General features: G+C 69.8%; 21 protein-coding genes and 5 tRNA genes. 10 read left to right on the forward strand and 16 right to left on the reverse strand.

Annotated elements, in window-relative coordinates; genetic code table 11:
* Nucleotides 1-25 precede the first annotated feature (25 nt).
* From tig to AB3X10_RS17220, 3 genes are all read right to left on the reverse strand, one after another.
* Nucleotides 26-1,321, reverse strand: a complete 1,296-nt coding sequence (tig, locus tag AB3X10_RS17210) for a trigger factor (RefSeq protein WP_369976601.1) — start codon at nt 1,319-1,321, stop codon at nt 26-28.
* A gap of 203 nt (nt 1,322-1,524) precedes the next feature.
* A tRNA-Leu gene (locus tag AB3X10_RS17215) sits at nt 1,525-1,609 on the reverse strand.
* A gap of 267 nt (nt 1,610-1,876) precedes the next feature.
* Nucleotides 1,877-2,482 carry a winged helix-turn-helix domain-containing protein gene (locus AB3X10_RS17220; protein ID WP_369976602.1) on the reverse strand — a complete coding sequence of 202 codons (606 nt, stop codon included), beginning with the start codon at nt 2,480-2,482 and terminating at the stop codon, nt 1,877-1,879.
* Nucleotides 2,483-2,565: 83 nt separating this feature from the next.
* Here AB3X10_RS17220 and AB3X10_RS17225 point away from each other — a divergent pair, with 83 nt between their 5' ends.
* On the forward strand, nt 2,566-3,891 hold the full coding sequence (locus AB3X10_RS17225) for a S41 family peptidase (protein WP_369976603.1): 1,326 nt from the start codon (nt 2,566-2,568) through the stop codon (nt 3,889-3,891).
* A 100-nt stretch (nt 3,892-3,991) separates the two neighbouring features.
* On the opposite strand, the gene AB3X10_RS17230 is transcribed toward AB3X10_RS17225, so the two are convergent.
* The 4 genes from AB3X10_RS17230 to AB3X10_RS17245 form a co-directional block, all read right to left on the reverse strand.
* Nucleotides 3,992-4,067: transfer RNA gene (locus AB3X10_RS17230), tRNA-Lys, on the reverse strand.
* A 76-nt stretch (nt 4,068-4,143) separates the two neighbouring features.
* Nucleotides 4,144-4,220 (reverse strand) — tRNA-His (locus AB3X10_RS17235).
* Nucleotides 4,221-4,256: 36 nt separating this feature from the next.
* Nucleotides 4,257-4,333 (reverse strand) — tRNA-Arg (locus AB3X10_RS17240).
* A 44-nt stretch (nt 4,334-4,377) separates the two neighbouring features.
* Nucleotides 4,378-4,454: transfer RNA gene (locus AB3X10_RS17245), tRNA-Pro, on the reverse strand.
* A 154-nt stretch (nt 4,455-4,608) separates the two neighbouring features.
* Here AB3X10_RS17245 and AB3X10_RS17250 point away from each other — a divergent pair.
* Entirely contained in the window at nt 4,609-5,385 is a 777-nt protein-coding gene (locus AB3X10_RS17250; RefSeq protein ID WP_369976605.1) for a Bax inhibitor-1/YccA family membrane protein, read from the forward strand.
* Between the two features lie 144 nt (nt 5,386-5,529).
* Here the strand turns inward: AB3X10_RS17250 and AB3X10_RS17255 are convergent, their stop codons facing one another.
* The 3 genes from AB3X10_RS17255 to grxC all read right to left on the reverse strand — a co-directional run bounded on the left by AB3X10_RS17255 (nt 5,530) and on the right by grxC (nt 7,432).
* Nucleotides 5,530-6,537, reverse strand: a complete 1,008-nt coding sequence (locus AB3X10_RS17255; RefSeq protein WP_369976606.1) for an isocitrate dehydrogenase — start codon at nt 6,535-6,537, stop codon at nt 5,530-5,532.
* Between the two features lie 173 nt (nt 6,538-6,710).
* Nucleotides 6,711-7,124, reverse strand: a complete 414-nt coding sequence (locus AB3X10_RS17260) for a carboxymuconolactone decarboxylase family protein (RefSeq protein WP_369976608.1) — start codon at nt 7,122-7,124, stop codon at nt 6,711-6,713.
* Entirely contained in the window at nt 7,121-7,432 is a 312-nt protein-coding gene (gene grxC, locus AB3X10_RS17265) for a glutaredoxin 3 (RefSeq protein ID WP_369976612.1), read from the reverse strand. Before grxC ends, AB3X10_RS17260 begins: the two co-directional genes overlap by 4 nt.
* A gap of 141 nt (nt 7,433-7,573) precedes the next feature.
* Here grxC and AB3X10_RS17270 point away from each other — a divergent pair, with 141 nt between their 5' ends.
* The 8 genes from AB3X10_RS17270 to lpxH all read left to right on the forward strand — a co-directional run bounded on the left by AB3X10_RS17270 (nt 7,574) and on the right by lpxH (nt 17,778).
* Entirely contained in the window at nt 7,574-9,223 is a 1,650-nt protein-coding gene (locus AB3X10_RS17270) for a M48 family metalloprotease (protein ID WP_369976614.1), read from the forward strand.
* Nucleotides 9,224-9,305: 82 nt separating this feature from the next.
* Entirely contained in the window at nt 9,306-9,995 is a 690-nt protein-coding gene (gene phoB, locus AB3X10_RS17275) for a phosphate regulon transcriptional regulator PhoB (protein ID WP_003468516.1), read from the forward strand.
* A 63-nt stretch (nt 9,996-10,058) separates the two neighbouring features.
* Nucleotides 10,059-11,384: a phosphate regulon sensor histidine kinase PhoR gene (gene phoR, locus AB3X10_RS17280; protein ID WP_369976616.1), complete on the forward strand. Its 1,326-nt coding sequence runs from the start codon at nt 10,059-10,061 to the stop codon at nt 11,382-11,384.
* Between the two features lie 11 nt (nt 11,385-11,395).
* Nucleotides 11,396-13,492 carry a polyphosphate kinase 1 gene (gene ppk1, locus AB3X10_RS17285; RefSeq protein ID WP_369976617.1) on the forward strand — a complete coding sequence of 699 codons (2,097 nt, stop codon included), beginning with the start codon at nt 11,396-11,398 and terminating at the stop codon, nt 13,490-13,492.
* 59 nt (nt 13,493-13,551) lie between these two features.
* Nucleotides 13,552-15,075 (forward strand): exopolyphosphatase, encoded by a 1,524-nt coding sequence (ppx, locus tag AB3X10_RS17290; RefSeq protein ID WP_369976619.1) that lies wholly within the window; start codon nt 13,552-13,554, stop codon nt 15,073-15,075.
* Nucleotides 15,076-15,274: 199 nt separating this feature from the next.
* Nucleotides 15,275-16,411, forward strand: a complete 1,137-nt coding sequence (locus AB3X10_RS17295; RefSeq protein WP_369976620.1) for a glycosyltransferase family 4 protein — start codon at nt 15,275-15,277, stop codon at nt 16,409-16,411.
* Nucleotides 16,389-16,922 (forward strand): phosphatase PAP2 family protein, encoded by a 534-nt coding sequence (locus AB3X10_RS17300; RefSeq protein WP_369976621.1) that lies wholly within the window; start codon nt 16,389-16,391, stop codon nt 16,920-16,922. The genes AB3X10_RS17295 and AB3X10_RS17300 overlap by 23 nt, the downstream gene beginning before the upstream one ends.
* A gap of 118 nt (nt 16,923-17,040) precedes the next feature.
* Nucleotides 17,041-17,778, forward strand: a complete 738-nt coding sequence (gene lpxH, locus AB3X10_RS17305; protein ID WP_369976622.1) for a UDP-2,3-diacylglucosamine diphosphatase — start codon at nt 17,041-17,043, stop codon at nt 17,776-17,778.
* A gap of 40 nt (nt 17,779-17,818) precedes the next feature.
* On the opposite strand, the gene AB3X10_RS17310 is transcribed toward lpxH, so the two are convergent.
* The 6 genes from AB3X10_RS17310 to AB3X10_RS17335 all read right to left on the reverse strand — a co-directional run bounded on the left by AB3X10_RS17310 (nt 17,819) and on the right by AB3X10_RS17335 (nt 24,331).
* Entirely contained in the window at nt 17,819-18,334 is a 516-nt protein-coding gene (locus AB3X10_RS17310; RefSeq protein WP_369976624.1) for a hypothetical protein, read from the reverse strand.
* A gap of 174 nt (nt 18,335-18,508) precedes the next feature.
* Nucleotides 18,509-19,753 carry a zinc-dependent metalloprotease gene (locus AB3X10_RS17315; RefSeq protein ID WP_369976626.1) on the reverse strand — a complete coding sequence of 415 codons (1,245 nt, stop codon included), beginning with the start codon at nt 19,751-19,753 and terminating at the stop codon, nt 18,509-18,511.
* 327 nt (nt 19,754-20,080) lie between these two features.
* Nucleotides 20,081-20,902 (reverse strand): ferritin-like domain-containing protein, encoded by an 822-nt coding sequence (locus tag AB3X10_RS17320; protein ID WP_369976627.1) that lies wholly within the window; start codon nt 20,900-20,902, stop codon nt 20,081-20,083.
* Between the two features lie 22 nt (nt 20,903-20,924).
* Nucleotides 20,925-22,391 (reverse strand): amidophosphoribosyltransferase, encoded by a 1,467-nt coding sequence (purF, locus tag AB3X10_RS17325; RefSeq protein ID WP_145701614.1) that lies wholly within the window; start codon nt 22,389-22,391, stop codon nt 20,925-20,927.
* 28 nt (nt 22,392-22,419) lie between these two features.
* Nucleotides 22,420-23,187: a CvpA family protein gene (locus tag AB3X10_RS17330; protein WP_369976630.1), complete on the reverse strand. Its 768-nt coding sequence runs from the start codon at nt 23,185-23,187 to the stop codon at nt 22,420-22,422.
* Between the two features lie 97 nt (nt 23,188-23,284).
* On the reverse strand, nt 23,285-24,331 hold the full coding sequence (locus AB3X10_RS17335) for an SPOR domain-containing protein (protein WP_369976631.1): 1,047 nt from the start codon (nt 24,329-24,331) through the stop codon (nt 23,285-23,287).
* Nucleotides 24,332-24,352 lie beyond the last annotated feature (21 nt).

Below are 24,352 nucleotides of genomic sequence, written 5' to 3' on the forward strand. Positions count from 1 at the left end.
ATGCGGGCCGCCGCGAAGCGACGCCTTACTGGCGGATCGCTTCCTGGAACGTCATCGCCTGCTCGGTGTGCTGGGCGCGCTCGGCGATCCAGTCGATCACCTGCTCTTCCATCACACGGCTCTGCAGTCCACCCATCAATTGGGGATCGTTGCGGTACATCTCAATGACCTGTTCCGGCTCTTCGTAGGTCGAGGCGATCAGGCGCAGCGTCTCCGAGACCCGCTTGGGATCCAGGCGCAGCTCGTTGCGGCGGGCGACCTCGCCGACCAGCAGGCCGACCAGCACGCGCTTGCGCGCCGCGTCGACGAAGCCCTGGTGGGCGTCGTCCGGCACCTGGCCCGGGTCGCGGCCGGAGCGGCGCAGCTGCTCCACCTGCTGCGCCAGCATCGAGCGCGCCTCGTTCTCGACCAGGCGCGGCGGCATCTCCACCGACGCATAGGCGGCGATCAGCTGCTCGCCGACCTCCCGGCGCAGCCGGTTCATCAGCGCGCCCTTGAGCTCGCGCTCCAGGTTGATGCGGATGTCCTTGCGGAACTGCTCGGCATCGCCGCTCTTCACACCGAAGCTCTTGATGAACTCCTTGTCCACCTCCGGCAGCACCGGCGCGGCGACGTCGACCGCCTTCACGTGCACCTGGACCTGCTTGCCGGCGAACTGCGGCACGCGCCAGTCGGCCGGGAAATCGACGGTCAGGGTCTTTTCCTCGTCCTTGGACAGGCCGACCAGGCCCTGCTCGATCGCCGGGAACATGACGCCGGAGCCGATCACGCTGCTGCCCTTCTCCACGCCCTCGGCGGGCAGGCGCTCGTCGCCGGCCTGCGACCAGGTTTCCAGGGTCACCAGGTCGCCGTCCTGCGCGGCACGCCCGGCGGGCTGCCAGGTGCGGCGCTGCAGGCGCAGGTTCTCGATCATCTGCTCGATGTCGGCGTCGGTGACCTCGGCGGTGTGGCGGATCACTTCCAGCTTGGCCACGTCGATGTCGCCGAACTCCGGCACCACCTCGAAGGTGGCCACGAACTGCAGCTCGTTGTCGCCGGCGCGGTCGATGCGCGGGTTGCCGGCCAGGCGCAGCTCGTGCTCGCGCACCGCCGAGTCGAAGGTCTCGCGCAGCAGGCCGTCCAGCGCCTCGGCGCGGATCTGCGGCCCGAAGCGCTGCTCGATCACCTTCGGCGGGATCTTGCCGGGACGGAAGCCCTTGATCCGCGCGGTGCGCGCGACTTCGCGCAGGCGGCCGCCGATATGGGTCTCCAGGCGCTCCTCCGGCAGGGTGAAGGTCAGACGCCGTTCCAAGGTACCGGTGGTTTCGATCGAAGCTTGCATGTGGACTCCTGCCACCGGGAGCCCGCGGCTCTCGGCACGATGTAGAAAAATACGGGTTGACGCGGGCACGGGACGGCCGCCGCAGCCGGATAGTTTCGCCTATTCCCGCGGTGCCTGCCAGCGCACCGGGTCGGCCGGCGCTGTCGCGGCAGGCGTGCGGACGGAGGCCATGGGCGCGGCGGGCCGCGCTGGCGGCGCCGGAATGGTGCGAAAGAGGGGACTCGAACCCCTACGCCTTGCGGCACTGGTACCTAAAACCAGGGCGTCTACCAATTCCGCCACTTTCGCGCTGGGGCGCCGGACGCGCTCGCCTGCGCATTGTTGCAGGCCTGCCGGCAAAGAAAAAGGCGCCTGACGGAGCGGATGCCACCCGGCCCGCTCGGCCGCCGGGGGTGCAGGACGCGCGCCGATCGATCGGGATGCACTGCCGGAGGGCTTTGCAATCAATGCGTTGGGGCGGCCCCGATGCAGACAGGGAGCGCCGACATGCCGGCGGGCGGTAGCGCACGCTGTTTCCGCAACCCACCGATGGCAAGGCGCGAGGCAAGCCCCTCCTCAACCCTTGGGCACCCGGCGCCGGCCCCGCACCGCCGCCGGCGCGAGCACGAACGCCAGCGACATCGGCCGGTCGCGCGACGGATCGCGCGGGCGGCTCAGCAGCTCGCAGAGCCGCTCCAGCAGCGCGTTGGCCTCGGCCAGTTCCGCCGCGTTGACCCAGCCCTTGTTGCGCGCCGCCCACAGTTGCCGGCCGGGGCCTTCGACCACGACACCGGGCTGCTTCAAGGCCGCCTGGAAGTCGCGCTCGGCGACCTGGGCCAGGCCCTTGGCATAGGCGGCCAGGGCCGACGCCGCCTCGTCGTCGGCCAGGTCGTAGGACAGGCGCAGCGGGACGCCGGCGCTGCCCGCGAGCCGGAACACCCGCTCCCCTGCCGCGCCCTCGCCTTCGCGCACGAGCCCGCTCTCGGCCAGCAGTTGCAGATGGTAGTAGAGCCCGTCCGCCGGCCGGCCCAACTGCTCCGACAGCTCCGCGACGGTCGCCCGCCCCCCCAGCGACGCCAGCGTATCGACCAGTTCCTGCCGTACCGGCGAGGCCAGGAGGCGGATATGCGCCGGATCGCCGATGGCGGCGGGGTCGAGCGGCTGCTTGGCTTTTTTCGTCATTTTGAAATTTTATGATATTTTTTCAACACACTTCTCGGGAGGTCTTCATGCGAAGGCCGCAACTGCTCCAGGCATTGCTGTTCTTGCTCGCCGCCGCGCCAGTCCTGGGCGTTCCGCCCGTCCAGGCGGCTGAACGCTACAGCACCCAGCAGCTCGATGCCGACATCGACGCACTGCAGGCGGGAATCGCCGCGACCCACCCGCATCCGTCGCATTCGGTCGATCCCGCGCAGCTCAAGCACGCCGTCGACGCATTGCGCCAGCGGGTGTCGACCGGACTGGATCGCGATGCCGCCTGGCGGGAATTCTCCACGCTCAATCCGCTGCTGGCGGATGGCCACTTCTTCGTCGCTTACGCCGACTGGCGTGCGCAGACGGAACAGCATCTGCGCGACGGGGGCACCCTGTTTCCCTTCGAGGTCACGGTCGATGCGCAGGCGCGGGTACGGATCCTCTCCGAATTGGGCGGCGCCTCGACCGCTCTCGCCGGCAGCCGGATCCAGGCCATCGATGGCGTTCCCACGGACCAGGTCGCGCGCGCATTGCTCGCGCACGTGCACGGGGACAGCGCGCGTTTCCGCGCCGACCTGCTGTCGCGGCGCTGGTGGTTCTTCTACTGGAAGGTGTACGGCGCGCCCCCGGCCTTCCGGCTGACGCTCGCCGGCCCGCCGCAGGCGCGGCTGCGCCAACCCGCAAGCCACGCGCGCCCTTCGATCCTGATCGGCGAGGACGATTTCGACCGGCAGTTCGCCCTCGAACTGCGCCCGGACGCCGCCGCGGTCATGACCATCCGGACCTTTTCGTGGCCCGAGCCGGACGCGTTCCTGGAATTCGCCCGCCGCGCGTTCCAACAGATGCGGGCGAGCGGCACGCGCACGCTGATCATCGATGTGCGCCAGAACGGCGGCGGCGACGACGCGCTGTGGCTGCAAGGGCTGCTGCCCTACATCGCCGACCGCCCCTACCGATGGGCGTCGCGCTACACCAAGAAAGTGCTCCGCGACGACCCGTCCAAGCACGAACGGCCGGGCGAGGTGCTGAGCGGAACCGTGGACACCTGGAGCGCCCCGCAGCCGGACGATCCGCTGCACTTCGACGGCAAGGTCTATGTGCTGATCGGCCGCGGCACCTATTCCTCGGCGGTGCTGTTCGCCGACACGATGCAGGACTTCGGCTTCGCAACGCTGCTCGGAGAAGGCGCCAGCGTCAGGAGCACGCAGACCGGCGGCGTGCAGAAGATCGTGCTGCCGCACAGCGGACTGGTGCTGTGGGTGCCGCGGCTGCTGCTGGTGCGGCCGTCGGGAGCGGCAACGCCGATGTGGCTGACGCCGGACATCGCCATCGACGACGATCCGCTGCGGCCCGACGCGATGGTGGAGGCGGCACTGGCGATCGCGGCGCGGCGCTGACCGACGCGCCCGGCTGCGTACGCCGTGGCCGGCACGCGTTCGCGCATGCGCGGCGCATAAAAAAACAGCCACTTGGCTTGCGCTAAGTGGCTGCTTGATTTGGTGGGCCGTCAAGGATTCGAACCTTGGACCTATTGATTAAGAGTCAACTGCTCTACCAACTGAGCTAACGGCCCTGAAACTGAGTCGCGCATTTTAGGCGCTTTTTTGCTTCGTTGCAACACCCCGCGAAGCAGCGGGTCACGCGATCAATGGGGTGGCTGAGGGGACTCGAACCCCCGACATCTGGAATCACAATCCAGTACTCTAACCAGCTGAGCTACAGCCACCATTGAACTCTTGCAACACCCTGTCCGGCGCCGGTGTGGCGCGCCCGACAGGAATCGAACCTGTAACCGCCGGCTTAGAAGGCCGGTGCTCTATCCGGTTGAGCTACGGGCGCCCGGGCCGGATTGTCGCATTCCTCACCGCCGTTGGACATCGGATTGGTCGGGGTAGAGGGATTCGAACCCCCGACATCCTGCTCCCAAAGCAGGCGCGCTACCAGACTGCGCTATACCCCGGCGGAACATCCCTCGCGGCCGAGGCCGGAAAGGTCGGCTATTGTGGGAAGCTCGCGGCCCGGTGTCAACGGCACATCGCATTCGCGCCGCCTGCGCTATCCTCGCCACTTGCGGCCGATACGGGCCAACCGTCTTTTTTACAGGGAGAAACAGCATGATCCGCAGCGGCAACCCCGCCTTGAAGGAATCCACGTTCCTCGACCTCGGCAGCGGCGCAGTGGTGTCGCGCGACAGCGAGGCGATGACCCTGAACGGCACCATCCACAAGACCGGCGCGCTGCTGTTGCTGACCGTGCTGACCGCGGTGTTCGCCTGGAGCCAGTCGATCTCGGTCGATGGCGCCGGCAACGAAGTGATCGCGCCGGGCATCATCGGCTACGTGCTGGGCGGCGCGATCGGCGGCTTCATCCTGGCGCTGATCACCACCTTCAAGAAGACCTGGGCGCCGATCACCGCGCCGCTGTACGCGCTGGTGGAAGGCTTCTTCCTGGGCTCGATCTCGGCGCTGTACGAGCACCGCTTCAACGGCATCGTGCTGCAGGCGGTGCTGCTGACCTTCGGCACCCTGTTCGCGCTGCTGTTCGCCTACCGCAGCGGGCTGATCAAGGCCACCGAGAACTTCAAGCTGGGCGTGGTGGCGGCCACCGGCGGCATCGCGCTGGTGTACCTGGCGACCATCGTGCTCGGCCTGTTCAACATCCAGATCCCCTACATCCACGCTTCCGGCACGGTCGGCATCCTGTTCAGCCTGTTCGTGGTGGTGGTGGCGGCGCTGAACCTGGTGCTGGACTTCGACTTCATCGAGAGCGGCGTGGAACAGGGCGCGCCCAAGTACATGGAGTGGTACGGCGCGTTCGGGCTGATGGTCACCCTGGTGTGGCTGTACATCGAGTTCCTGCGGCTGTTGTCGAAGTTGCAGTCGCGCAATTAAGCCGGGAGTCGGGAATCGGGATTGGGGAATCGCAAGAGCGGCTCCCTGTGATCGATGCGCGAGAAGTAGCGTCAGACAAACTTACGAGCAAAAGATAAGGGCGCCCGGAGGCGCCCTTTCTTTTTGTGCGGTCTTCCGGCGCGCTCAGAGGCGGCTGGCGATGGCCTTGGCGAAGCCCATGGTGTTGCCGCTGCCGCCCAGGTCCGGGGTCAGCCCGTCCTTGGCTTCCAGCGTGGCGACGATGGCGTTGCGCAGGCGCTCGGCGTTCTGCGGCTGGCCGACGTGGTCCAGCAGCTGCGCCGCGCCCAGCAGCAGCGCGCACGGGTTGGCCTTGCCCTGCCCGGCGATGTCCGGGGCCGAGCCGTGCACGGCCTCGAAGATCGCCGCGTCCACGCCGATGTTGGCGCCCGGCGCCAGGCCCAGGCCGCCGACCAGGCCGGCGCACAGGTCCGACAGGATGTCGCCGAACAGGTTGGTGGTGACGATGATGTCGAACTGCTCCGGACGCATCACCAGCTGCATGCAGGCGTTGTCGACGATCATTTCCTGGAACTCGATCTCCGGGTAGTTCGCCGCCACTTCGCGCGCCACCTTCAGGAACAGGCCCGAGGTGGACTTGATGATGTTGGCCTTGTGCACCGCGGTGACCTTCTTGCGGCCGGTCGCGCGCGCCAGGTCGAAGGCGTAGCGGACGATGCGCTCGGAGCCCTTGCGGGTCACCTTGGCCATCGACACCGCGGTCTCGCCGTCGGCCGACACTTCCTGGCCTTCGCTCAGGTAGGCGCCTTCGGTGTTCTCGCGCACGGTGATCAGGTCCACGCCGGCGCCGAAGCGCGACTTGGTGTTCGGGAACGACTTGGCCGGGCGCACGTTGGCGTACAGGTCGAACTGGCGGCGCATGGCCACGTTGATCGAGCTGAAGCCCTCGCCCACCGGGGTGGTCAGCGGGCTCTTCAGCGCGATCTTGTTCTTGCGGATCGAGTCCAGGGTGGCGGCGGGCAACAGATCGCCGTGCTTCTCCAGCGCGACCAGGCCGGCGTCGGCGTATTCGTAGGTGAGGCCGGCGTTCAGCGCGTCGAGCACGAACAGCGTGGCGTCCATGATCTCGGGGCCGATGCCATCGCCCCGAATGACCGTGATTGTCTGCGTCATAGGATTGCGGTTTCCGTACAGAGGGGGAGCGCCGACCGGAAGCCCGGGCTGCAGGCGCAAGGAGGTTTCACCAGTAATTATGCCCGAAGCCGGTGAAGGCCCCCAAACCGCAGCGGGCGCAAAACGCAGCGCGCCGCCCGCAGGCGGCGCGTGCAAGGCGGCTCCGGCGCCACTCAGCCGTGCGCGTGCTCCGGCGGCGCGGCGGCCGCGCCTTCCTCGAGCTTGTCGAGGAAATCCACCGCCCGGCGCAGGTGCGGGATCACGATCGAGCCGCCGACCACCAAGCCGACCGAGAAGGTCTCGAAGAATTCGTCGCGCTCCACCCCGGCTTCCTTGCACTGGGCCACGTGGTAGCTGATGCAGTCGTCGCAGCGCAGCACCAGCGAGGCGACCAGGCCGAGCAGCTCCTTGGTCTTCACGTCCAGCGCGCCGGCCTGGTAGGTCTGGGTGTCGAGCGCGAAGAAGCGCCGCACCACCTGGTTCGGCTCGGCCAGGATGCGCTGGTTCATGCGCTGGCGGAACTCGGTGAACTCGCGCACCCGGTCCTGGCCGTCGCCCCCCTCGCCGCCCGTCCCCGCAGCGCTCATGCCTGGCCCTCCGGGGCCTGGCCGTCGAGCAGCGGTTCCAGCTTGCCGGCGCGGTGCAGCGCCATCATGTCGTCGTAGCCGCCGACATGGGTGGCGCCGACGAAGATCTGCGGCACGCTGGTGCGGCGCGCCAGCGCCACCATCTTCTCGCGCTCGGCCGGGTCCAGGTCGATGCGCACCTCGGTCCAGCTGCGGCCCTTGCTCTTCAGGAAGTTCTTGGCCGCCACGCAGTACGGGCAGATCGCGGTGGAGTACAGGGTGATCGGCGGGCCGCCGGCCTGGCCGTCATCGGCATGTTGGATGTCCACGGGAAACTCCGGGCGAGAAAAGGGGTCCAAGCCACTATGGTAGCGGCCAGGTGGATTTTCGAGTCCGCTGCCGCAACACTGCGGATCACCCTGGATTCACCCGCCGCCGCCGCGGCGCCCCGCCTGCCCCTGGAGCCACCCTTGCGCCCGTTGCCGCTCGCCTTCGCGATCACCCTGGCTACCGCCGTCGCGGTCGCGCCTGCGCCCGCGCAGGAGAACAAGCTGCCGGACATCGGCTCCTCGGCCGGCGAGCTGCTGACCCCGGCGCGCCAGGCCGAGTACGGCAAGATGATGCTGGCCGAGCTGCGCAACTACGACTACGTGCTCGAGGACCCGCTGATCGACGACTGGCTGCAGACCATGGGCACCCGGCTCGGCGCCAACAGCGACCAGCCGCAGCAGAAGTACACCTTCTTCATGCTGCGCGACCGCCAGATCAACGCCTTCGCCACGCTGGGCGGCTACGTCGCGGTCAACGCCGGGCTGGTGCTGACCGCCGAGCGCGAGGACGAGGTGGCCGCGGTGCTGTCGCACGAGATCGCGCACATCACCCAGCAGCACGTGCTGCGCGGGGTGGAGCGGGCGCAGCGCGACCAGGTGCCGATCCTGCTCGGCATGCTCGCCGCGGTGGTCGCCGCGCAGCAGGCCGGCGGCCGCTCCAGCGGCGACGCCACCCAGGCGGCGATCGCCAGCGGCCTGGGGCTGATGCAGCAGCGCCAGATCGACTACACCCGCTCCAACGAATCGGAGGCCGACCGCCTGGGCATCCGCACCCTGGCGCGCAGCGGCTACGACGTGGACGCGATGGCCGGCTTCTTCGAGCGCATGTCGCTGGCGATGCGCGGCAACCAGGGCGGCTACAGCACCCCCGACTACCTGATGACCCACCCGGTCACCACCACCCGCATCAGCGAGGCGCGGCAGCGCGCCGAACAGATGAAGAAGAACACGGTGACGCTGACCACCAGCGTGCCCGGCGGCACCCTGCAGGAGCGGGTCGACCCCAACGACGTGTCGCTGAGCCAGCCGCTGGGCGCGCCCAGCAACCCGTTGCTGCCCGGGCGGCTGCAACTGCCGTTCGACACCTACGCGCGCGGCGCCAGCGGCCAGTTCGAGTGGGCGCGCGAACGCCTGCGCGTGCTCAGCGCCAACACCCCGGCCGATGCGGTGCGCGAATACGAGGGCCTGCGCCAGGGCAGCAAGCAGGGCCTCAGCGACGCCCAGCGCTACGGCCTGGCGCTGGCCCGGCTGCGCGGCAGCGGCAACCGCCAGGAGCCGACCCAGGTCCTGGAGGACCTGCTGCAGGCGCACCCGGACAATTGGTGGCTGGGCCTGGCGGTGGCCGAGGCCGAATCGCGCAACGGCCGCAGCCAGCAGGCCAACCAGCGCTTCGACGCCCTGCTCAAGCGGCTGCCGAGCAACCGCGCGGTGGCGCTGACCTATGCCACCGCCCTGAACGAACAGGGCGGCCGCGCGGCCGGCCAGCGCGCACAGGCGGTGCTGCGGCCGCTGCTGGGCGCGGCGGCCGACGATCCGGTGTTCCAGCGCACCTTCGCCCGCGCCTGCGAGCTGGCCGGGGACGGCAACCGCGCCGGCGAGGCCTATGCCGAGGCCGCGTACCTGAACGGACGCCCCGAGCAGGCGCTGATCCAGCTGAACAATCTGAGGAAGCGCGACGACCTCGATTACGTGGCGCGCGCGCGCATCGACGCGCGGATCGCCGCGATCACGCCCACGGTGTTGGAGCTGCGCCGCCAGGGCGTGCAGGATCCGGACGTGAAACAGCGCTGAAACGCCGTGTGGCGGCCGTCATCGATTAGTAATAAAACCGTAGTCTACTGGCGACCTCTCCTCCCAGTACCCCGGTGCCGTCGTGCAGAAACGCATCCTGATCGTCGACGACGAACCCGCCATCCGCGACATGGTGGCCTTTGCCCTGCGCAAGGGCGACTTCGAACCGGTCCATGCCGGCGACGCGCGGGAAGCGCAGACCTCCATCGCCGACCGTGTCCCCGACCTGATCCTGCTGGACTGGATGCTGCCCGGCACCAGCGGCCTGGAACTGGCCCGGCGCTGGCGCAAGGACGCGATGACCCGCGAGGTGCCGATCATCATGCTCACCGCGCGCGGCGAGGAGAACGACCGGGTCGGCGGGCTGGAAGCCGGTGTCGACGACTACGTGGTCAAGCCGTTCTCCGCGCGCGAACTGCTGGCGCGGATCCGCGCGGTGATGCGGCGTACCCGCGACGACGACGAGGACGGCAGCGTCTCGGTCGGCAGCCTGCGCATCGACGGCGCCGCGCACCGCGTGTTCGCCGGCGACGCGCCGGTGCCGATCGGCCCCACCGAATACCGCCTGCTGCATTTCTTCATGACCCATCCCGAGCGCGTCTACAGCCGCGCGCAACTGCTCGACCACGTGTGGGGCGGCAGCGTCTACGTCGAGGAGCGCACCATCGACGTGCACATCCGCCGGCTGCGCAAGACCCTGGAACCGTTCGCGGTGGAGAACATGGTGCAGACGGTGCGCGGCTCCGGCTACCGCTTCTCGTCCTCCATCTGATTGCCGTCTTTGCCTGCTATAAACGGCGGACGGACAGATCCATTGCGACAGAGCGCGCCCCCGATGCCCCGCCACATCCGTTCCGCCTGGTTCAAGACCCTCGGCACCCTCGCCGCGCTGCTGCTGCTGGCGGTGCTGATCGGCTGGATCGGCGGCCATGTGTGGATGGCCCTGACCCTGATGTCGCTGGCGGTGATGGGCTGGCACTACTGGCGCCTGCGCCGCGTGCTGCGCCGGCTGACCGCGCGCCAGCGCTGGGAACCGCCGGCCGGCACCGGCGTGTGGAACGAACTGGATCGCTTGCTGTACCGCAGCCAGGCGGAGATGCGCACGCGCAAGCGGCGCCTGCTGGACATGCTGCGCGCCTACCGCGCCGCCGCCGCCGCGCTGCCCGATGCGGTGGTGGTGGTGGACCGCAACAGCCAGCGCATCCAGTGGTTCAACGAAGCCGCCGGCACCCTGCTCGGCCTGCGCCATCCCGGCGACCTCAACGTGCCGGTGGTGGAACGCCTGCAGCCGATGCCGCTGGCGCACTGGCTGGCCGGCGGCCGCAACGCCGAACCGATGCTGGACACGCCCTCGCCGATCGACGACCGGCTGCGCCTAAACCTGCGCCTGATCCCCTACTCCGCCGACTACTGGCTGCTGGTCGCGCGCGACGTCAGCAAGCTGCTGCAGCTGGAGCAGGTGCGCCGCGACTTCGTCGCCAACGTCTCGCACGAACTGCGCACACCGCTGACCGTGGTGCACGGCTACCTGGACATGCTCGATCCGGAGGATTTCCCCGATTCCGGGCCGATGATCGCCGAGATGCGCAAGCAGTCGCAGCGCATGACCCAGCTGGTCGAAGACCTGCTGACCCTGTCGCGGCTGGAATCGCAGGAACACGCCAACGAAGAAACGATCGCGATGGCGCCGATGCTGGCCACGCTGCGCCGCGAGGCCGAGGCGCATAGCCAGGGCCGGCACCGCATCGAGGTGCACGACGAGGCCGACATCGACCTGGTCGGCTCCAACAAGGAATTGCACAGCGCGTTCTCCAACCTGGTCACCAACGCGGTGCGCTACACCCCTGCCGGCGGCTCGGTCAGCATCGTCTTCGCCCGCGAAGGCGACGGCGCGGTGCTGTCGGTGCGCGACAGCGGCTACGGCATCCCCTCGCATCACCTGCCGCGCATCACCGAACGCTTCTACCGCGTCTCCAGCAGCCGTTCGCGCGAGAGCGGCGGCACCGGGCTGGGACTGTCGATCGTCAAGCATGTGCTGGGCCTGCACCAGGCGCGGCTGGACATCGAAAGCGAAGTCGGCAAGGGCAGCACGTTCTCGTGCCACTTCGGCGCCGGACGCGTGCATCCGCGGCACGACCATGCCACCCTGACCTCCGCCTAACGAGTACCGCCATGCCCCGCGCCGCCGCCCTGCCGCCCACGCCGCCACCGGACGTTCCCAGCGACCCGCTGCGCGACCCGGCGTTGTACCTCAACCGCGAACTGTCGCAGCTGGATTTCAATTTCCGCGTGCTGGCGCAGGCGCAGGATCCGAGCGTGCCGCTGCTGGAGCGGCTGCGCTTCCTGTGCATCTCCTGCACCAACCTCGACGAGTTCTTCGAGATCCGCGCCGCCACCGTGCGCCATGCGCTGGAATTCGGCCTGCCGCCGGCGCCGGACGGGCTGAGCTCGAGCGCGATCCTCAACTCCATCCACGACCGCGCCGCGCAGCTGGTCGACCACCAGTACCGCTGCTGGAACGAAGTGCTGCGGCCGGCGCTGAAGGACGCCGGCATCGGCGTGCTCGGCCGCCACAGCTGGAACGCGCGGCAGAAGCGCTGGCTGCGCGCCTACTTCCGCAACGAGATCATGCCGGTGCTGTCGCCGCTGGGCCTGGACCCGGCGCACCCGTTCCCGAAGATCCTCAACAAATCGCTGAACATCGTGGTGGTGTTGAAGGGCACCGACGCGTTCGGCCGCATCGGGCACCTGGCGATCGTGCGCGCGCCGCGCTCGCTGCCGCGCATCATCCAGTTGCCGGAAAGCCTGGCCGAAGGCGGACAGAGCTTCGTGTTCCTGTCCTCGGTGCTGTCCACCTTCGTCGACGAACTGTTCCCGGGCATGGAGGTGATGGGGTCCTACCAGTTCCGCGTGACCCGCAATTCCGAGCTGGTGGTGGACGAGGAGGAAGTGGAGAACCTGGCGCTGGCGCTGCGCGACGAGCTGGTCAACCGCGGCTACCGGCCGGCGGTGCGGCTGGAGATCGCCGAGGACTGCCCGAAGCCGATCGTGCGCACGCTGCTGCAGAACTTCGCGTTGCCGGAGAACGCGGTCTACCGCATCAACGGCCCGGTCAACCTGAGCCGGGTCAACCAGGTCTACGACCTGGTGCAGCGCCCGGACCTGAAGTACCCGCCGATGAATCCGCGCACCCTGCGCGACAACGACGGCATCTTCGAGATCGCCGCCGCCGGCGACGTGCTGCTGCACCATCCGTTCGACGCGTTCACCGCGGTGCTGGACCTGATCAAGCAGGCCGCGGTGGACCCGCAGGTGCTGGCGATCAAGCAGACCCTGTACCGCACCGGCAAGGACTCGGGCATCGTCGATGCGCTGGTGCTGGCCGCGCGCAACGGCAAGGACGTGACCGTGGTGGTCGAGCTGCGCGCGCGCTTCGACGAGGAAGCCAACCTGGGCCTGGCCGATCGCCTGCAGGAAGCCGGCGTGCAGGTGGTGTACGGCGTGGTCGGCTACAAGACCCACGCCAAGATGCTGCTGATCGTGCGCCGCGAGGGCCGCAAGCTGCGCCGCTACGTGCACCTGGGCACCGGCAACTATCACAGCGGCACCGCGCGCGCCTACACCGACCTGAGCCTGATCACCGCCGACGCGGACATCTGCAACGACGTGCACCTGCTGTTCCAGCAGCTGTCCGGGCTGGCGCCGAAGATCCGCCTCAAGCGCCTGCTGCAATCGCCGTTCACCCTGCACCCGGGCGTGCTGCACCGGATCGAGCGCGAGACCAAGCTGGCCCTGGCCGGGCGCCCGGGCCGCATCATCGCCAAGATGAACGCGCTCAACGAGCCGCAGGTGATCCGCGCGCTGTACGCCGCCTCGCAGGCCGGGGTCAAGATCGACCTGATCATCCGCGGCGCGTGCACGCTGCGTCCCGGCGTGCCGGGCGTGTCGGACAACATCCGGGTGCGCTCGATCGTCGGCCGCTTCCTCGAGCACAGCCGCGTGTACTGGTTCGGCAACGACGGCGCGCCGGAGCTGTTCTGCGCCAGCGCCGACTGGCTGGAGCGCAACCTGCTGCGGCGGGTGGAGACCTGCTTCCCGATCCTGGATCCGAAACTGATCCAGCGCATCCAGCGCGAAGTGCTGAAGAACTACCTGGACGACAATCTCAACGCGTGGGAGCTGGACGCCAGCGGCAACTACCGCAAGCTGGCGCCGGGCCAGGACCAGCCGCCGCATTCGGCGCAGCTGGCGCTGCTCGACGGACTCTGAGCCACGCCGCCTGCGCGCCGATGGACGGCACCCGCCGTGCATCGGCTACCATTCCGCCCATGCCTCCCATCTCCCCGTACACGCCGTTGCGCGATGGCGACCTGCTGGCCGCCATCGACCTGGGTTCCAACAGTTTCCACATGGTCGTGGCGCGGTACCAGCTGGGACAGCTGCGCGTGGTGGACCGCCTGCGCGAGACCGTGCGCATGGCCGACGGCCTGGACAGCAAGGGCGGGCTGTCGGCGGACGCGCGGCAACGCGCGCTGGAATGCCTGGCGCGCTTCGGCCAGCGCATCCGCGACGTGCCGTCGCTGCGCGTGCGCGCGCTGGCCACCAACACCGTGCGCCAGCTGCGCTCGCCGCAGGCGTTCCTGATTCCCGGCGAGACCGCGCTCGGCCATCCGATCGAAGTGGTCAGCGGACGCGAGGAAGCGCGCCTGATCTACCTGGGCGTGGCGCATGCGCAGCCGCCCAAGCCGGACCAGCGCCGGCTGGTGATCGACATCGGCGGCGGCTCCACCGAATTCATCATCGGCCGCGGCTTCCAGACCCTGGAACGCGAGAGCCTGCAGGCCGGTTGCATCGCCAGCACGCGGCGCTTCTTCCCCGGCGGCAAGCTGTCGAAGAAGAAATGGAAGGACGCGCTGACCGAGATCGGCGCCGAGTTCCAGCAGTTCGCCGGGCTGTACCGCGCATTGGGTTGGCACGAAGCCCTGGGCTCGTCGGGCACGCACAAGGCGATCGGCGAGATCTGCGCGGCGATGAAGCTGACCAAGGGCGCGATCACCGCCGAAGCGCTGCCGCAACTGCGCGAGCGCCTGCTGCTGGCCAAGCGCATCGAGGACATCGACCTGCCCGGCCTGTCCGCCGACCGCCGCCCGATCATCGCCGGCGGCGTGCTGGTGCTGGAAGCCGCGTTCCAGGCCCTGGGCCTGCAGCGCCTGATGGTGAGCAAGGCGGCCATGCGCGAAGGCATCCTCTACGACATGCTCGGCCGCGGCGGCGAAAACGATCCGCGCGAGACCGCGATCGCCGCGCTCACCCAGCGCTACGGCATCGACGAGGCGCAGGCCGCGCGCGTGGAAGGCACCGCGATGGCGCTGTTCGAGCAGGTCGCCACCGATTGGGCGCTGGATGCCGACGACGGCCGCATGCTCGGCTGGGCCGCGCGCCTGCACGAGCTCGGCCAGGTCATCGCGCACAGCCAGTACCACGTGCACGGCGCCTACGTGCTCGAGCACTCCGACATCGCCGGCTTCTCGCGGCAGGAACAGCAGGTGCTGGCCACGCTGGTGCGCACCCATCGCCGCAACGTGCCCAAGACCGCGTTCGACGCCCTGCCCGACCGCCTGCTGCTCGGCGCCAAGCGCAAGGCCGCGCTGCTGCGGCTGGCGGTGCTGCTGCACCGCGCGCACGAATCCGAGCCGATCCCGTCGCTGGAACTGAAGGCCAACGGCAACGACCTGCACCTGATCCTGTCGCAGCCGTGGATCGAATCGCGGCCGCTGCAGCGCGCCGACCTGATCGGCGAGGTCGAGGGCATGGCGGGGCTGGGGATCAATTTCCGGCCGTTTGTGGCCTGAAGGCTGGGATTCGGGATTCGGGATTCGGGATTCGTAAAAGCCGGGCTGCTGGAGCGATTCTTGCGGGCCGCATCGCCCTCGCCGGGCTGCTGGTGAAAGGGCGGCTAAACGCCCTGGGCCGGCGTCATCATTCCTACATGCGCCGGACATGTTCGCTTCACCGCTTCGCGCGAAGCTTTGGCAAACCGGAGCCTGAAGCATGCGCTACGCGATCGTCACCGAAACGTACCCCCCTGAGGTCAACGGTGTCGCGCTGACCGTGCAGGGGCTGGAAGTTGGATTGCGCGCGCTCGGCCATCAAGTCGACGTGGTGCGGCCGCGCCAGGTCGGCGACCACGACGGCGATGCGCACCTGGTGCGCGGTGCGGCGCTGCCGCGCTACCCCGGCCTGAAGTTCGGCCTGCCCGCGCCGCGACGCCTGACCCGGCTGTGGCAGGCCGCGCCGCCGGACGCGGTCTACATCGCCACCGAAGGCCCGCTCGGCTGGTCGGCGCTGCGCACCGCGCGGCGCCTGGGCATCCCGATCGCCACCGGCCTGCACACCCGCTTCGACGAATACCTGCCGCAATACGGTGCCGCCTGGCTGCAGTCCACCGCGCTGCGCTGGATGCGGCGCTTCCACAACCAGGCCGACGCGACCCTGGTGCCGACCCGCGAGCTGCTGGGCTTCCTCGCCGGTCAAGGCTTCGAGCGCGCGCGCCTGCTGGCGCGCGCGGTGGACAATCGCCAGTTCGAACCGCAGCGCCGCGATGCGCAGCTGCGCCGCGAGTGGGGCCTGGACGACGCTGGCTGCGCGGCCCTGTACGTCGGCCGCATCGCCTCGGAGAAGAACCTGCCGCTGGCGGTGCGCGCGTTCCGCCGACTGCAGCAGGTGCGGCCGGACGCGCGCTTCGTCTGGGTCGGCGACGGCCCGATGCGCGGGCGCCTGGCGCAGGAAAACCCCGACTTCATTTTCTGCGGCGTGCAACGCGGCGACGCGCTGGCGCGCCACTTCGCCAGCGGCGACCTGTTCCTGTTCCCCAGCCGCAGCGAGACCTTCGGCAACGTGACCCTGGAAGCGATGGCCAGCGGCGTGGCCACGGTCGCCTTCGACTACGGCGCGGCACGCGAATACCTGCGCGACGGCGTCAACGGCGCGGCGGTGGCCGACGACGAAGGCTTCGTCGCCGCGGCGGTGCGCCTGGCCGGCGACGACGCCCTGCGCCGGCAGCTGGGCCAGGCCGCCTGCGCGGCGATGCAGCAGCTGCGCCCGGAACAGGTCGTGGCCGATTTCGAGGCGCTTCTCGGCGAACTGGCTTCCAGCAGGAGGACGCATGCAACCGTCAACGCGGCTTGAGATCCTGCGCGGGCACGAAGCGCGCTGGTGCCGGCGCGCCAACCACTGGTGCCGGCGGCGCTCGGTGCGGCGCTTCTTCGCGCTGATCAGCCGGCTCGGCGACGGCGTGTTCTGGTACGGACTGATGACCTTGCTGGTGGTCTGCGACGGCATGGGCGGCGTGTTCGCGTCCGCGCACATGGCCGCCACCGGCGTGGTCGCGCTGAGCCTGTACAAGGGCCTCAAGCGCTGGACCCGGCGCCCGCGCCCGTACGCGGCCGACCTGCGCATCCGCGCCTGGGTGGCGCCGCTGGACGAGTTCAGCTTCCCGTCCGGGCACACCTTGCACGCGGTGTCGTTCGGCATCGTCGCGCTGGCCTATTACCCGTGGCTGGCGCCGCTGCTGATCCCGTTCATCGCCTGCGTGGCGCTGTCGCGGGTGGTGCTGGGCCTGCACTACCCCAGCGACGTGCTCGCCGCCACCGCGATCGGCGCACTGCTGGCCGGGGTGTCGTTGTGGGTGGTCTTGTAGCCGGGATTGGGGATTCGGGATTGGGGATTCGTGGAAGCGGGAGCGAACGCCTGGACACGGTCGGCGTTGCCAATCCCGAATCCCCAATCTCCAATCCCGGCTCCATTACAATGCGTCAATGACGACGCTGTTCATCTCCGACCTGCACCTGGATCCGGCCCGGCCGGCGATCACCGAGCTGTTCCTGGATTTCCTGCGCGGCGAAGCGCGCCAGGCCGAGGCGCTGTACATCCTCGGCGACCTGTTCGAGGCCTGGATCGGCGACGACACGCCGTCCGCGGCGGCCGATGCGGTCGCGCTCGAACTGCATGCGCTCGGCGATGCCGGCGTGCCGGTGCTGTTCATGCACGGCAACCGCGACTTCCTGCTCGGCGCCGACTACGCGCGCCGCGCCGGCATGCGCCTGCTGCCCGATCCGTGCGTGATCGACCTGTACGGCGAGCCGACGCTGCTGCTGCACGGCGACCTGCTGTGCACCGACGACACCGCCTACCAGGCGTTCCGCGCGCAGACCCGCGACCCGGCGTTCCAGCAGCAGTTCCTGGCGCAGCCGCTGGCCGCACGCATCGCCTATGCGCAACAGGCGCGCGCCGCCAGCCAGGCGCGCCAGGCGGAGATGAAGCAAGGCGATCGCGCGCAGTTCGAGACCGTCACCGACGTGGCGCCGGACGAGGTCGTGGCCAGCTTCGCGCGCTACGGCGTGGCGCGGATGATCCATGGCCATACCCATCGCCCCGCGGTGCACACGCTGCAGGCGAACGGCCGCGACTGCACCCGCATCGTGCTCGGCGACTGGTACGAGCAGGGGTCGGTGCTGCGCGTGGATGCGCAGGGCTGCCAGCTGCAGCGGCTGTAGGCAAGCGACAGCGCGGGGACCGCGCGCGACGCGCTGCCGGCTACAGCATGCCGCCGGCGCTGTCGCGGGCGCGCTGCGCATAGCCGACGAAATCGCCCTCGGCCGCGTCGTACCACAGGATCGCGCCGGAGCGTTCGACCCGGTAACGGTCTCTGACCGGCGCAGTCTGCGGGTCGCCCGGACAGCCGTCGCCATGCTTCTCGCGCACCGCGAACTCGATCGCGGCCGGTTCGGTGCTGGCCGGTTCGCTGGTAGCGGGCGACGAGGCGGCGGCGTCATCGGCCGCAGGTTCCGCATCGCGCTCGGCGGCGTATTGCAGGCACTGCGCGTCGGCATAGACACGGTCGGCCGCCAGACGCGTCTCCAGCATGTCCAGCGCATGGGTCTCGTCGAACGCCGCCGGCGGCGCAGCGGCTGCGGCGGGCGCGGTTGCCGGTGCGGCAGCGGTCGCCGGCGCCCGTTGCGGCGCGGCCGGCGGATCCGCGGCCGGACCGCAGCCCATGCTCAACATCGCCAGCGCCAAGGCGGCTGGCACGCCCATGCTCTTCAACATCATCGCCGATTCCAGGACGGGTGAGCGGTGCACGCCCGGCCATGCCGGACACGTCGTCGCGCAGCATAGCCGAAGCCGGACGCCGCGGCGTCCGGCCCTGGAGGTCCGATCGGCAAGCGGGGCATCCCGGCGCAGGCCTGGCGCGGCCTGCACCGGAGCGCCCCTGGAACGGCTAACTCAACGGAACGCGGCGACCGTCGCCTTGGTGTTGACCAGGACGCGCTGGTTGTCGGCAGTGCTGGCATTGCCCATCGGCACGCCGCCGTAGGAAATGTTCGGGTTGGACCAGTAGTTCAGCCGCGGGCAGCTGACCGGGCAGTTGTAGGCCATGATCGTGCGCCAGCTGTTGCCGTAGCGATAGCCATGGCCGTAGGCGTACGGCGAGGTGCTCGAATCGGTGGCGACGTCGTGGCGCGCGCTCTGCAGGTGGCCGATCTCGTGGGCGAAGCTGTAGTAGCCGGTGGCGCAGTCCCAGTACACCGCGGCGAACGCGGTGGCCGCGGTCGAGCCGATGCCCGAGGCCAGGCCGCAATAGCTGGCGTTGTCGATGATCAGCACGCCGACGTCGGCGGCCACGCTGTTGCGCGTGGTGTGGATGCTGTCCATGTAGCCGTCGCTGGTGCCGCGGAAGCGGCTCAGGTCGGTGGTGAAGTCGCCCGACTCGGTATAGCTGGTGGTCTGGTAGCCGGCCAGTTGCATGGTGATGCCGACGTTGCTGTTGGTGTAGCCCTGGTTGGACTCGGCGACCGCCAGCTGCACCAGCGACTGCATGTTGCCGCCGTAGCTGGTCACCGCCTGGTTGGTGGCCACCACCAGCACGCGGATGGTCGCCGGCGAGCCGGACGAGGCGGCGGCGGCGGTGGCGCGGTCGTCGACCACGGACTGCGGCATCTGGATGGTCGGCAGCAGCGCGTACTCGGCCGGATGCTCGGCCGGCATGCGGCTCTCGTCGACCTCGACCAGCACGTGGCCGCCGCCGGCGATCGGGCGCAGGTGGAACAGCGTGCCGTTGCTGCGGATGCTGCCGGTGATGGTGTCGCCGCTGCGCACCAGGATCGCCGAGTTCAGCGGATCCAGGCCGGAGCGCGCGCGCGCCTTGGCCGCGGCGGCGTTGCCCAGGTTGCCGTACCAGATGCTGTTGCCGCCTTCCAGCTGTTCGGTCCTGGTCTGCGTGGCGGTGACGCGCTGGCCCAGCAGGTCCAGTTCCAGCTGCGCCTGCGTGGCGTCCACCGCGGCGGCGTCCACGCGCACGCTCTGCACCGCGCCGGTGGACGGATTGGCCAGCACGCGACTCAACGCGGGCTCGCCGGGAATGGCCTTGGAAATGTACTGACTGCTCTGGAACAGGGGCTTTCCGGCCGCGGAGGCGGAACCGGCGACACACAGGGCAAGCATCGCGGTAAGGCAGCACATCGACTTCATGTCGTACTCCCAGGGGGTGGTGAGAAGAGACGGAGCGTCGTCCCCTCGCGCGGAAGGCGTCGGGCGCGGCGCACGGGGATTCCGATTAGCCGCTCAGCCGGCATTCAGCGCAAGCAACAAAACCCACCGCGTTGCCACTCAGAGATGGCCATTCCAGTCCGCGCTGTGATCGCCGTCGATACTTGCGCGGTCGCAGCGCAGGCGCGGCCGCGGCCGCGGCGTGGGCGCCTCTGCATCGCGCAGCGGCGTGGGATCCGGGAGCAGGAAGACGGCCTCGCCCGCTCGTGCGGCAGGATCGCGTAGCGCTCGCAACGGCGGCGCGGCGCCTCAGCCGGCCTGGCGCTGCAACGCCAGCAGCTCGTCCTCGTCGAAGCCGGCCAGCAGCCGCGCCTGCAGGTTGAACGGGCCGTGCAGATAGCCGCCGGCGTATTCGCGCAGCAGCTCGGCGAAACGGGCGCGCGGCTCGATGCCGGCGCGCGCGCAATACCAGCGGTACCAGCGCGAACCGGCGGCGACGTGCGCCACTTCCTCGCGCAGGATCAGCTCCAGGATCGCGACGGTGGCGTCGTCACCGAGCGCGCGCAGCTTCACGATCATGCCCGGGGTCACGTCCAGGCCGCGCGCCTCCAGCACGCGCGGCACCAGCGCCATGCGCGCCAGGCCGTCGTGCGCGGTCTTCTCGCACATCTCCCACAGCCCGTTGTGCGCGGCGAAATCGCCGTAATCGTGGCCCAGCGCGCGCAGCCGGTCGCGCAGCAACACGAAATGGCGCGCTTCGTCGGCGGCCACCGCCACCCAGTCGGCATAGAACGCCTCGGGCAACCCGCGAAAGCGGTACACCGCGTCCCAGGCCAGGTCGATCGCGTTGAGCTCGATGTGCGCGATCGCATGAATGAAGGCGGCGCGGCCGTCGGCGCTGCCCAGGCCGCGCCGCGGCAGTTCGCGCGGATGCACCAGCAGCGGCCGCGGCGGGCGGCCCGGCATGCGGATCGGATCGGGTTCGCCGGCGTCCGCCGGCACGCGCAGGGCGCCGGCGGCGAACGCGGCGGCGTAGCGCTGGGTCAGCGCGACCTTGTCCTCGGGCGCGCTGGCGGCCAGGCACAGTCGCGCCGCTTGCAGCAGGTCCCCGCCGGCGTGCGCGTCGTGCATCCGTGCGTCGCGCAACGCCGCGTCAGGCGCGGCGCTTCTTCTTCGCTTCGTCCGAGCGCAGTTGCAGGATGCGCTCGAAATAGCCCGGCTCGATGCCGGTGGTGTACTCGCCGTTGAAGCACGAGGAATCGAAGGTCTTCAGTTCCGGGTTGCCCTCGCGCACCGCGGTCTCCAGGTCTTCCAGGTCCTGGTAGATCAGCCAGTCGCAGCCCAGGAATTCCTGGATCTCCTGCTCGCTGCGGCCGTGCGCGATCAGCTCGTCGGCGGCCGGCATGTCGATGCCGTAGATGTTCGGGTAGCGCACCGGCGGCGCGGCGCTGGCCAGGTAGACCTTGCGAGCGCCGGCCTCGCGCGCCATCTGCACGATCTGGCGGCTGGTGGTGCCGCGCACGATCGAGTCGTCCACCAGCAGCACCACGCGGTTGCGGAATTCCAGGTGGATCGGGTTGAGCTTGCGGCGCACCGACTTCACCCGCTCGCCCTGCCCCGGCATGATGAAGGTGCGGCCCACGTAACGGTTCTTGACGAAGCCCTCGCGGTACTTCACCCCGAGCACGTTGGACATCTCCAGCGCGGCGTCGCGCGAGGTGTCCGGGATCGGGATGATGGTGTCGATGTCGTGGTCCGGGCGCAGGCGCAGGATCTTCTCGCCCAGCTTCATGCCCATGCGCATGCGCGCCTTGTGCACCGAGACGTTGTCGATCATCGAGTCCGGGCGCGCGAAGTACACGTACTCGAAGATGCACGGGGTGTGGTCGGTGGGCGAGGCGCAGACTTCGGAGAACAGCTCGCCGCGGCCGGTGATCACCAGCGCTTCGCCGGGACGCACGTCGCGCAGGCGGGTGAAGCCGAGGATGTCCAGCGCCGACGACTCGGACGCGACGATGTACTCGTCGCCTTCCGCGCTCTCGCGCTTGCCCAGCACCAGCGGACGGATGCCGTGCGGATCGCGGAACGCCACCAGGCCCAGGCCCAGCACCACGCTGACCACCGCGTAGCCGCCCTTGCAGCGGCGGTGTACGCCGGCCACCGCGCGGATCGCCGCTTCCGGGGTCAGCATGCGCTGCGCGTCCAGCTCGTAGGCGAACACGTTCAGCAGCACTTCGCTGTCCGAATCGGTGTTGATGTTGCGGCGGTCGGCCTCGAACACCTGCTGGCGCAGCGCCTCGGTGTTGATCAGGTTGCCGTTGTGCGCCAGCGCGATGCCGTAGGGCGAATTGACGTAGAACGGCTGCGCCTCGTCCATGCCCTCCGAGCCGGCGGTGGGATAGCGGCAGTGGGCGATGCCGACCCGGCCTTCCAGCACCGCCATGCGCTTCTCGTCGAAGACGTCGCGGACCAGGCCGTTGGCCTTCTGCACGCGCAGGCGGGTGCCGTCCGCGGTGGCGATGCCTGCGGCATCCTGCCCGCGATGCTGCAGCACGGCCAGGCCGTCATACAGTTGCGCCGCGACATTCTGGTTGCCGACGATTCCGACGATGCCACACATTTGAACGCTCTCCGCGGCGACTGCGCCGCTATTGGGAAGGTGGCCGTGCCTGGCCGTTGGATTCGACCCGTGCCGGGTCGCTTGCTGCCGGACGCGCCTGCGCCGGGTCGATGTTCGCAGGCAGGACCTGCGTCGGATCGGCACCGGGCTGCGCGGATTGGGCCGCTGGACGCCCCAGCGCCTTGGACATCATGTCCTGCAGGCCGCTGCCCGACAGGGCATTGCCCAGGGCCGCATTATCGCCTGCCGCGGGCAACTTGCCCAAATCCATCTGCGACATGTTCATCTGCTGCAGGTTCATCTGCGACATGTTCAGGTCCGGCATCTGCGGCATGCGCCAGTCCGGCAGCTGCGCGCGCATCCAGTGCACGCCGGGGTTGAGCACCGGCAGCACCACCGACTGGCGCCAGGCCGGCTCGCGGGTCAGCGGGGTGAAGCTCATCAGCAGCACCAGCACCGCGGCGAAGAACCCGCCGCGCACGGTGCCCAGGCCGAAGCCGAGCGCGCGGTCGGTGCCGGACAGCGCGGTGGCGCGCACCGCGCTGCGGATCACCATGCCGATGATGCCGACCACCGCCATCGTCACCACGAAGGTCAGCGCATAGCCGCCCAGGTAGTAGGTCAGGCTCGGCCGCGCGCCGTCGGCCAGCCAGCGCCCGGCGTCGCCGCCGAACTGGAAGGTGGCCCAGCCCGACAGCAGCCACGACAGCGTGCCGACCACGATGCCGACGAAGCCGCGCAGGGCGCCGAGCAGCGCCGAGACCAGGATCACCGTCAGCAGCACCATATCGATCATGCGCGCCTCCCGCGGCCGCACTGCGCCATGGCGGCGCCAGCGCGCCGCGGTTCCCTTCCCTGGTACATGCTTGCGACTCCGCGGGCCGGGGCCCGGTTCAAGGGTGTGGACGTACCATACCGCTGATGCCGACCTTGGCGGCGACCTGCGCGCGCAGCTGCTCGGCATCGGCGCGATTGGCGACCGGGCCGACCCGCACCCGGTTCAAGGCGCCCTTGTCGGTGCGTACCTGTTCGACGAAGGCGCTGAAGCCGGCGGCGCGGACCTTGTCGCGCAGGGCGTTGGCATCCTCGGCCTTGGCGAAGGCACCCAGTTGCACGGCGAAGCCGGTGCCCGCCGCGGCCGGCACGCTTGGCACGCTCGGGGCCGGCTTGGCCGCCGCGACCGGGGCCGGTGTCGCGGCCGGCTTGGCCGGCTCGGGCTTGGCCGGTTCAGGCTTCGGCGTCGCGGCGACCGGCGGCTTGGCCGCGGCAGGGGCCGGCTTGGCCGGCTCCGGCGGCAGGGTTTCGGTCTTGGCCGGCGCCGCGGCCGCGGCCGGCGTCGCGGCGGCGGCCACCGCGGACGTGCTCGGCGCGTCCAGGGTCACCACCTGCGCGTTGACGTCGTTGCGCACCTTCACCGCCTGCAGGCGCACCGACTCGGCCTGGGCGCGGTCGGCGTAGGGGCCGATGCGCACGCGCCAGGCCTGGCGCCCGCCGATCGTGGCCGCCTCGCGGAAGCCGGGCAGTTGCGCCTGCTTGAGCCGCGCGATCACCGCATCGGCGTCGGCCTGGGTGGAATAGGCGCCGAAATTGACCGCGTAGTTGCCGGCGGCCACGGTCGGCGGCAGCGGCTGCGCGGCGCTGCCGGCCGCGGCCGGGGTGGCCAGGTCGGCGGCATCGGGGTTGTCCTGCACCGGCGCCGGCGTCGCGGCCGGCGCGCTGGCCATGCCCACGGCACCGCCGCTGGGCGCGTCGCCCGGGGTCACCAGCGGCAACTCGCGGGTCTGGAACTGGCCGTCGGCCGGCGCGTCCGGGGCCTTCAGCGGGACATTGGCGACGCCGCTGTCGGGCGCGGGGCCCTTGACCAGCATCGGCAGGAAGATCACGGCGAGCGCCACCAGGACAAGGGCGCCAATCAGTCGCTGTTTCAGGACGGTATCCACGGAAAGCTTAGGGGGGCGGCA

The organism is Xanthomonas sp. DAR 80977 (genome assembly GCF_041240605.1).
Classification (GTDB): Bacteria; Pseudomonadota; Gammaproteobacteria; order Xanthomonadales; family Xanthomonadaceae; genus Xanthomonas_A; species Xanthomonas_A bundabergensis.

Excerpts from the sequence above, each read along its gene's own strand:
- phoR (WP_369976616.1), top strand. The coding sequence starts at position 10,059 with ATGCCCCGCCACATCCGTTCCGCCTGGTTCAAGACCCTCGGCACCCTC.
- AB3X10_RS17300 (WP_369976621.1), top strand. The coding sequence starts at position 16,389 with ATGCAACCGTCAACGCGGCTTGAGATCCTGCGCGGGCACGAAGCGCGC.
- AB3X10_RS17220 (WP_369976602.1), bottom strand. The coding sequence starts at position 2,482 with ATGACGAAAAAAGCCAAGCAGCCGCTCGACCCCGCCGCCATCGGCGAT.
- AB3X10_RS17260 (WP_369976608.1), bottom strand. The coding sequence starts at position 7,124 with ATGAGCGCTGCGGGGACGGGCGGCGAGGGGGGCGACGGCCAGGACCGG.
- AB3X10_RS17255 (WP_369976606.1), bottom strand. The coding sequence starts at position 6,537 with ATGACGCAGACAATCACGGTCATTCGGGGCGATGGCATCGGCCCCGAG.
- ppk1 (WP_369976617.1), top strand. The coding sequence starts at position 11,396 with ATGCCCCGCGCCGCCGCCCTGCCGCCCACGCCGCCACCGGACGTTCCC.
- AB3X10_RS17320 (WP_369976627.1), bottom strand. The coding sequence starts at position 20,902 with ATGCACGACGCGCACGCCGGCGGGGACCTGCTGCAAGCGGCGCGACTG.
- lpxH (WP_369976622.1), top strand. The coding sequence starts at position 17,041 with ATGACGACGCTGTTCATCTCCGACCTGCACCTGGATCCGGCCCGGCCG.
- AB3X10_RS17315 (WP_369976626.1), bottom strand. The coding sequence starts at position 19,753 with ATGAAGTCGATGTGCTGCCTTACCGCGATGCTTGCCCTGTGTGTCGCC.
- ppx (WP_369976619.1), top strand. The coding sequence starts at position 13,552 with ATGCCTCCCATCTCCCCGTACACGCCGTTGCGCGATGGCGACCTGCTG.
- AB3X10_RS17330 (WP_369976630.1), bottom strand. The coding sequence starts at position 23,187 with ATGATCGATATGGTGCTGCTGACGGTGATCCTGGTCTCGGCGCTGCTC.
- AB3X10_RS17250 (WP_369976605.1), top strand. The coding sequence starts at position 4,609 with ATGATCCGCAGCGGCAACCCCGCCTTGAAGGAATCCACGTTCCTCGAC.
- AB3X10_RS17295 (WP_369976620.1), top strand. The coding sequence starts at position 15,275 with ATGCGCTACGCGATCGTCACCGAAACGTACCCCCCTGAGGTCAACGGT.
- AB3X10_RS17310 (WP_369976624.1), bottom strand. The coding sequence starts at position 18,334 with ATGATGTTGAAGAGCATGGGCGTGCCAGCCGCCTTGGCGCTGGCGATG.
- tig (WP_369976601.1), bottom strand. The coding sequence starts at position 1,321 with ATGCAAGCTTCGATCGAAACCACCGGTACCTTGGAACGGCGTCTGACC.
- purF (WP_145701614.1), bottom strand. The coding sequence starts at position 22,391 with ATGTGTGGCATCGTCGGAATCGTCGGCAACCAGAATGTCGCGGCGCAA.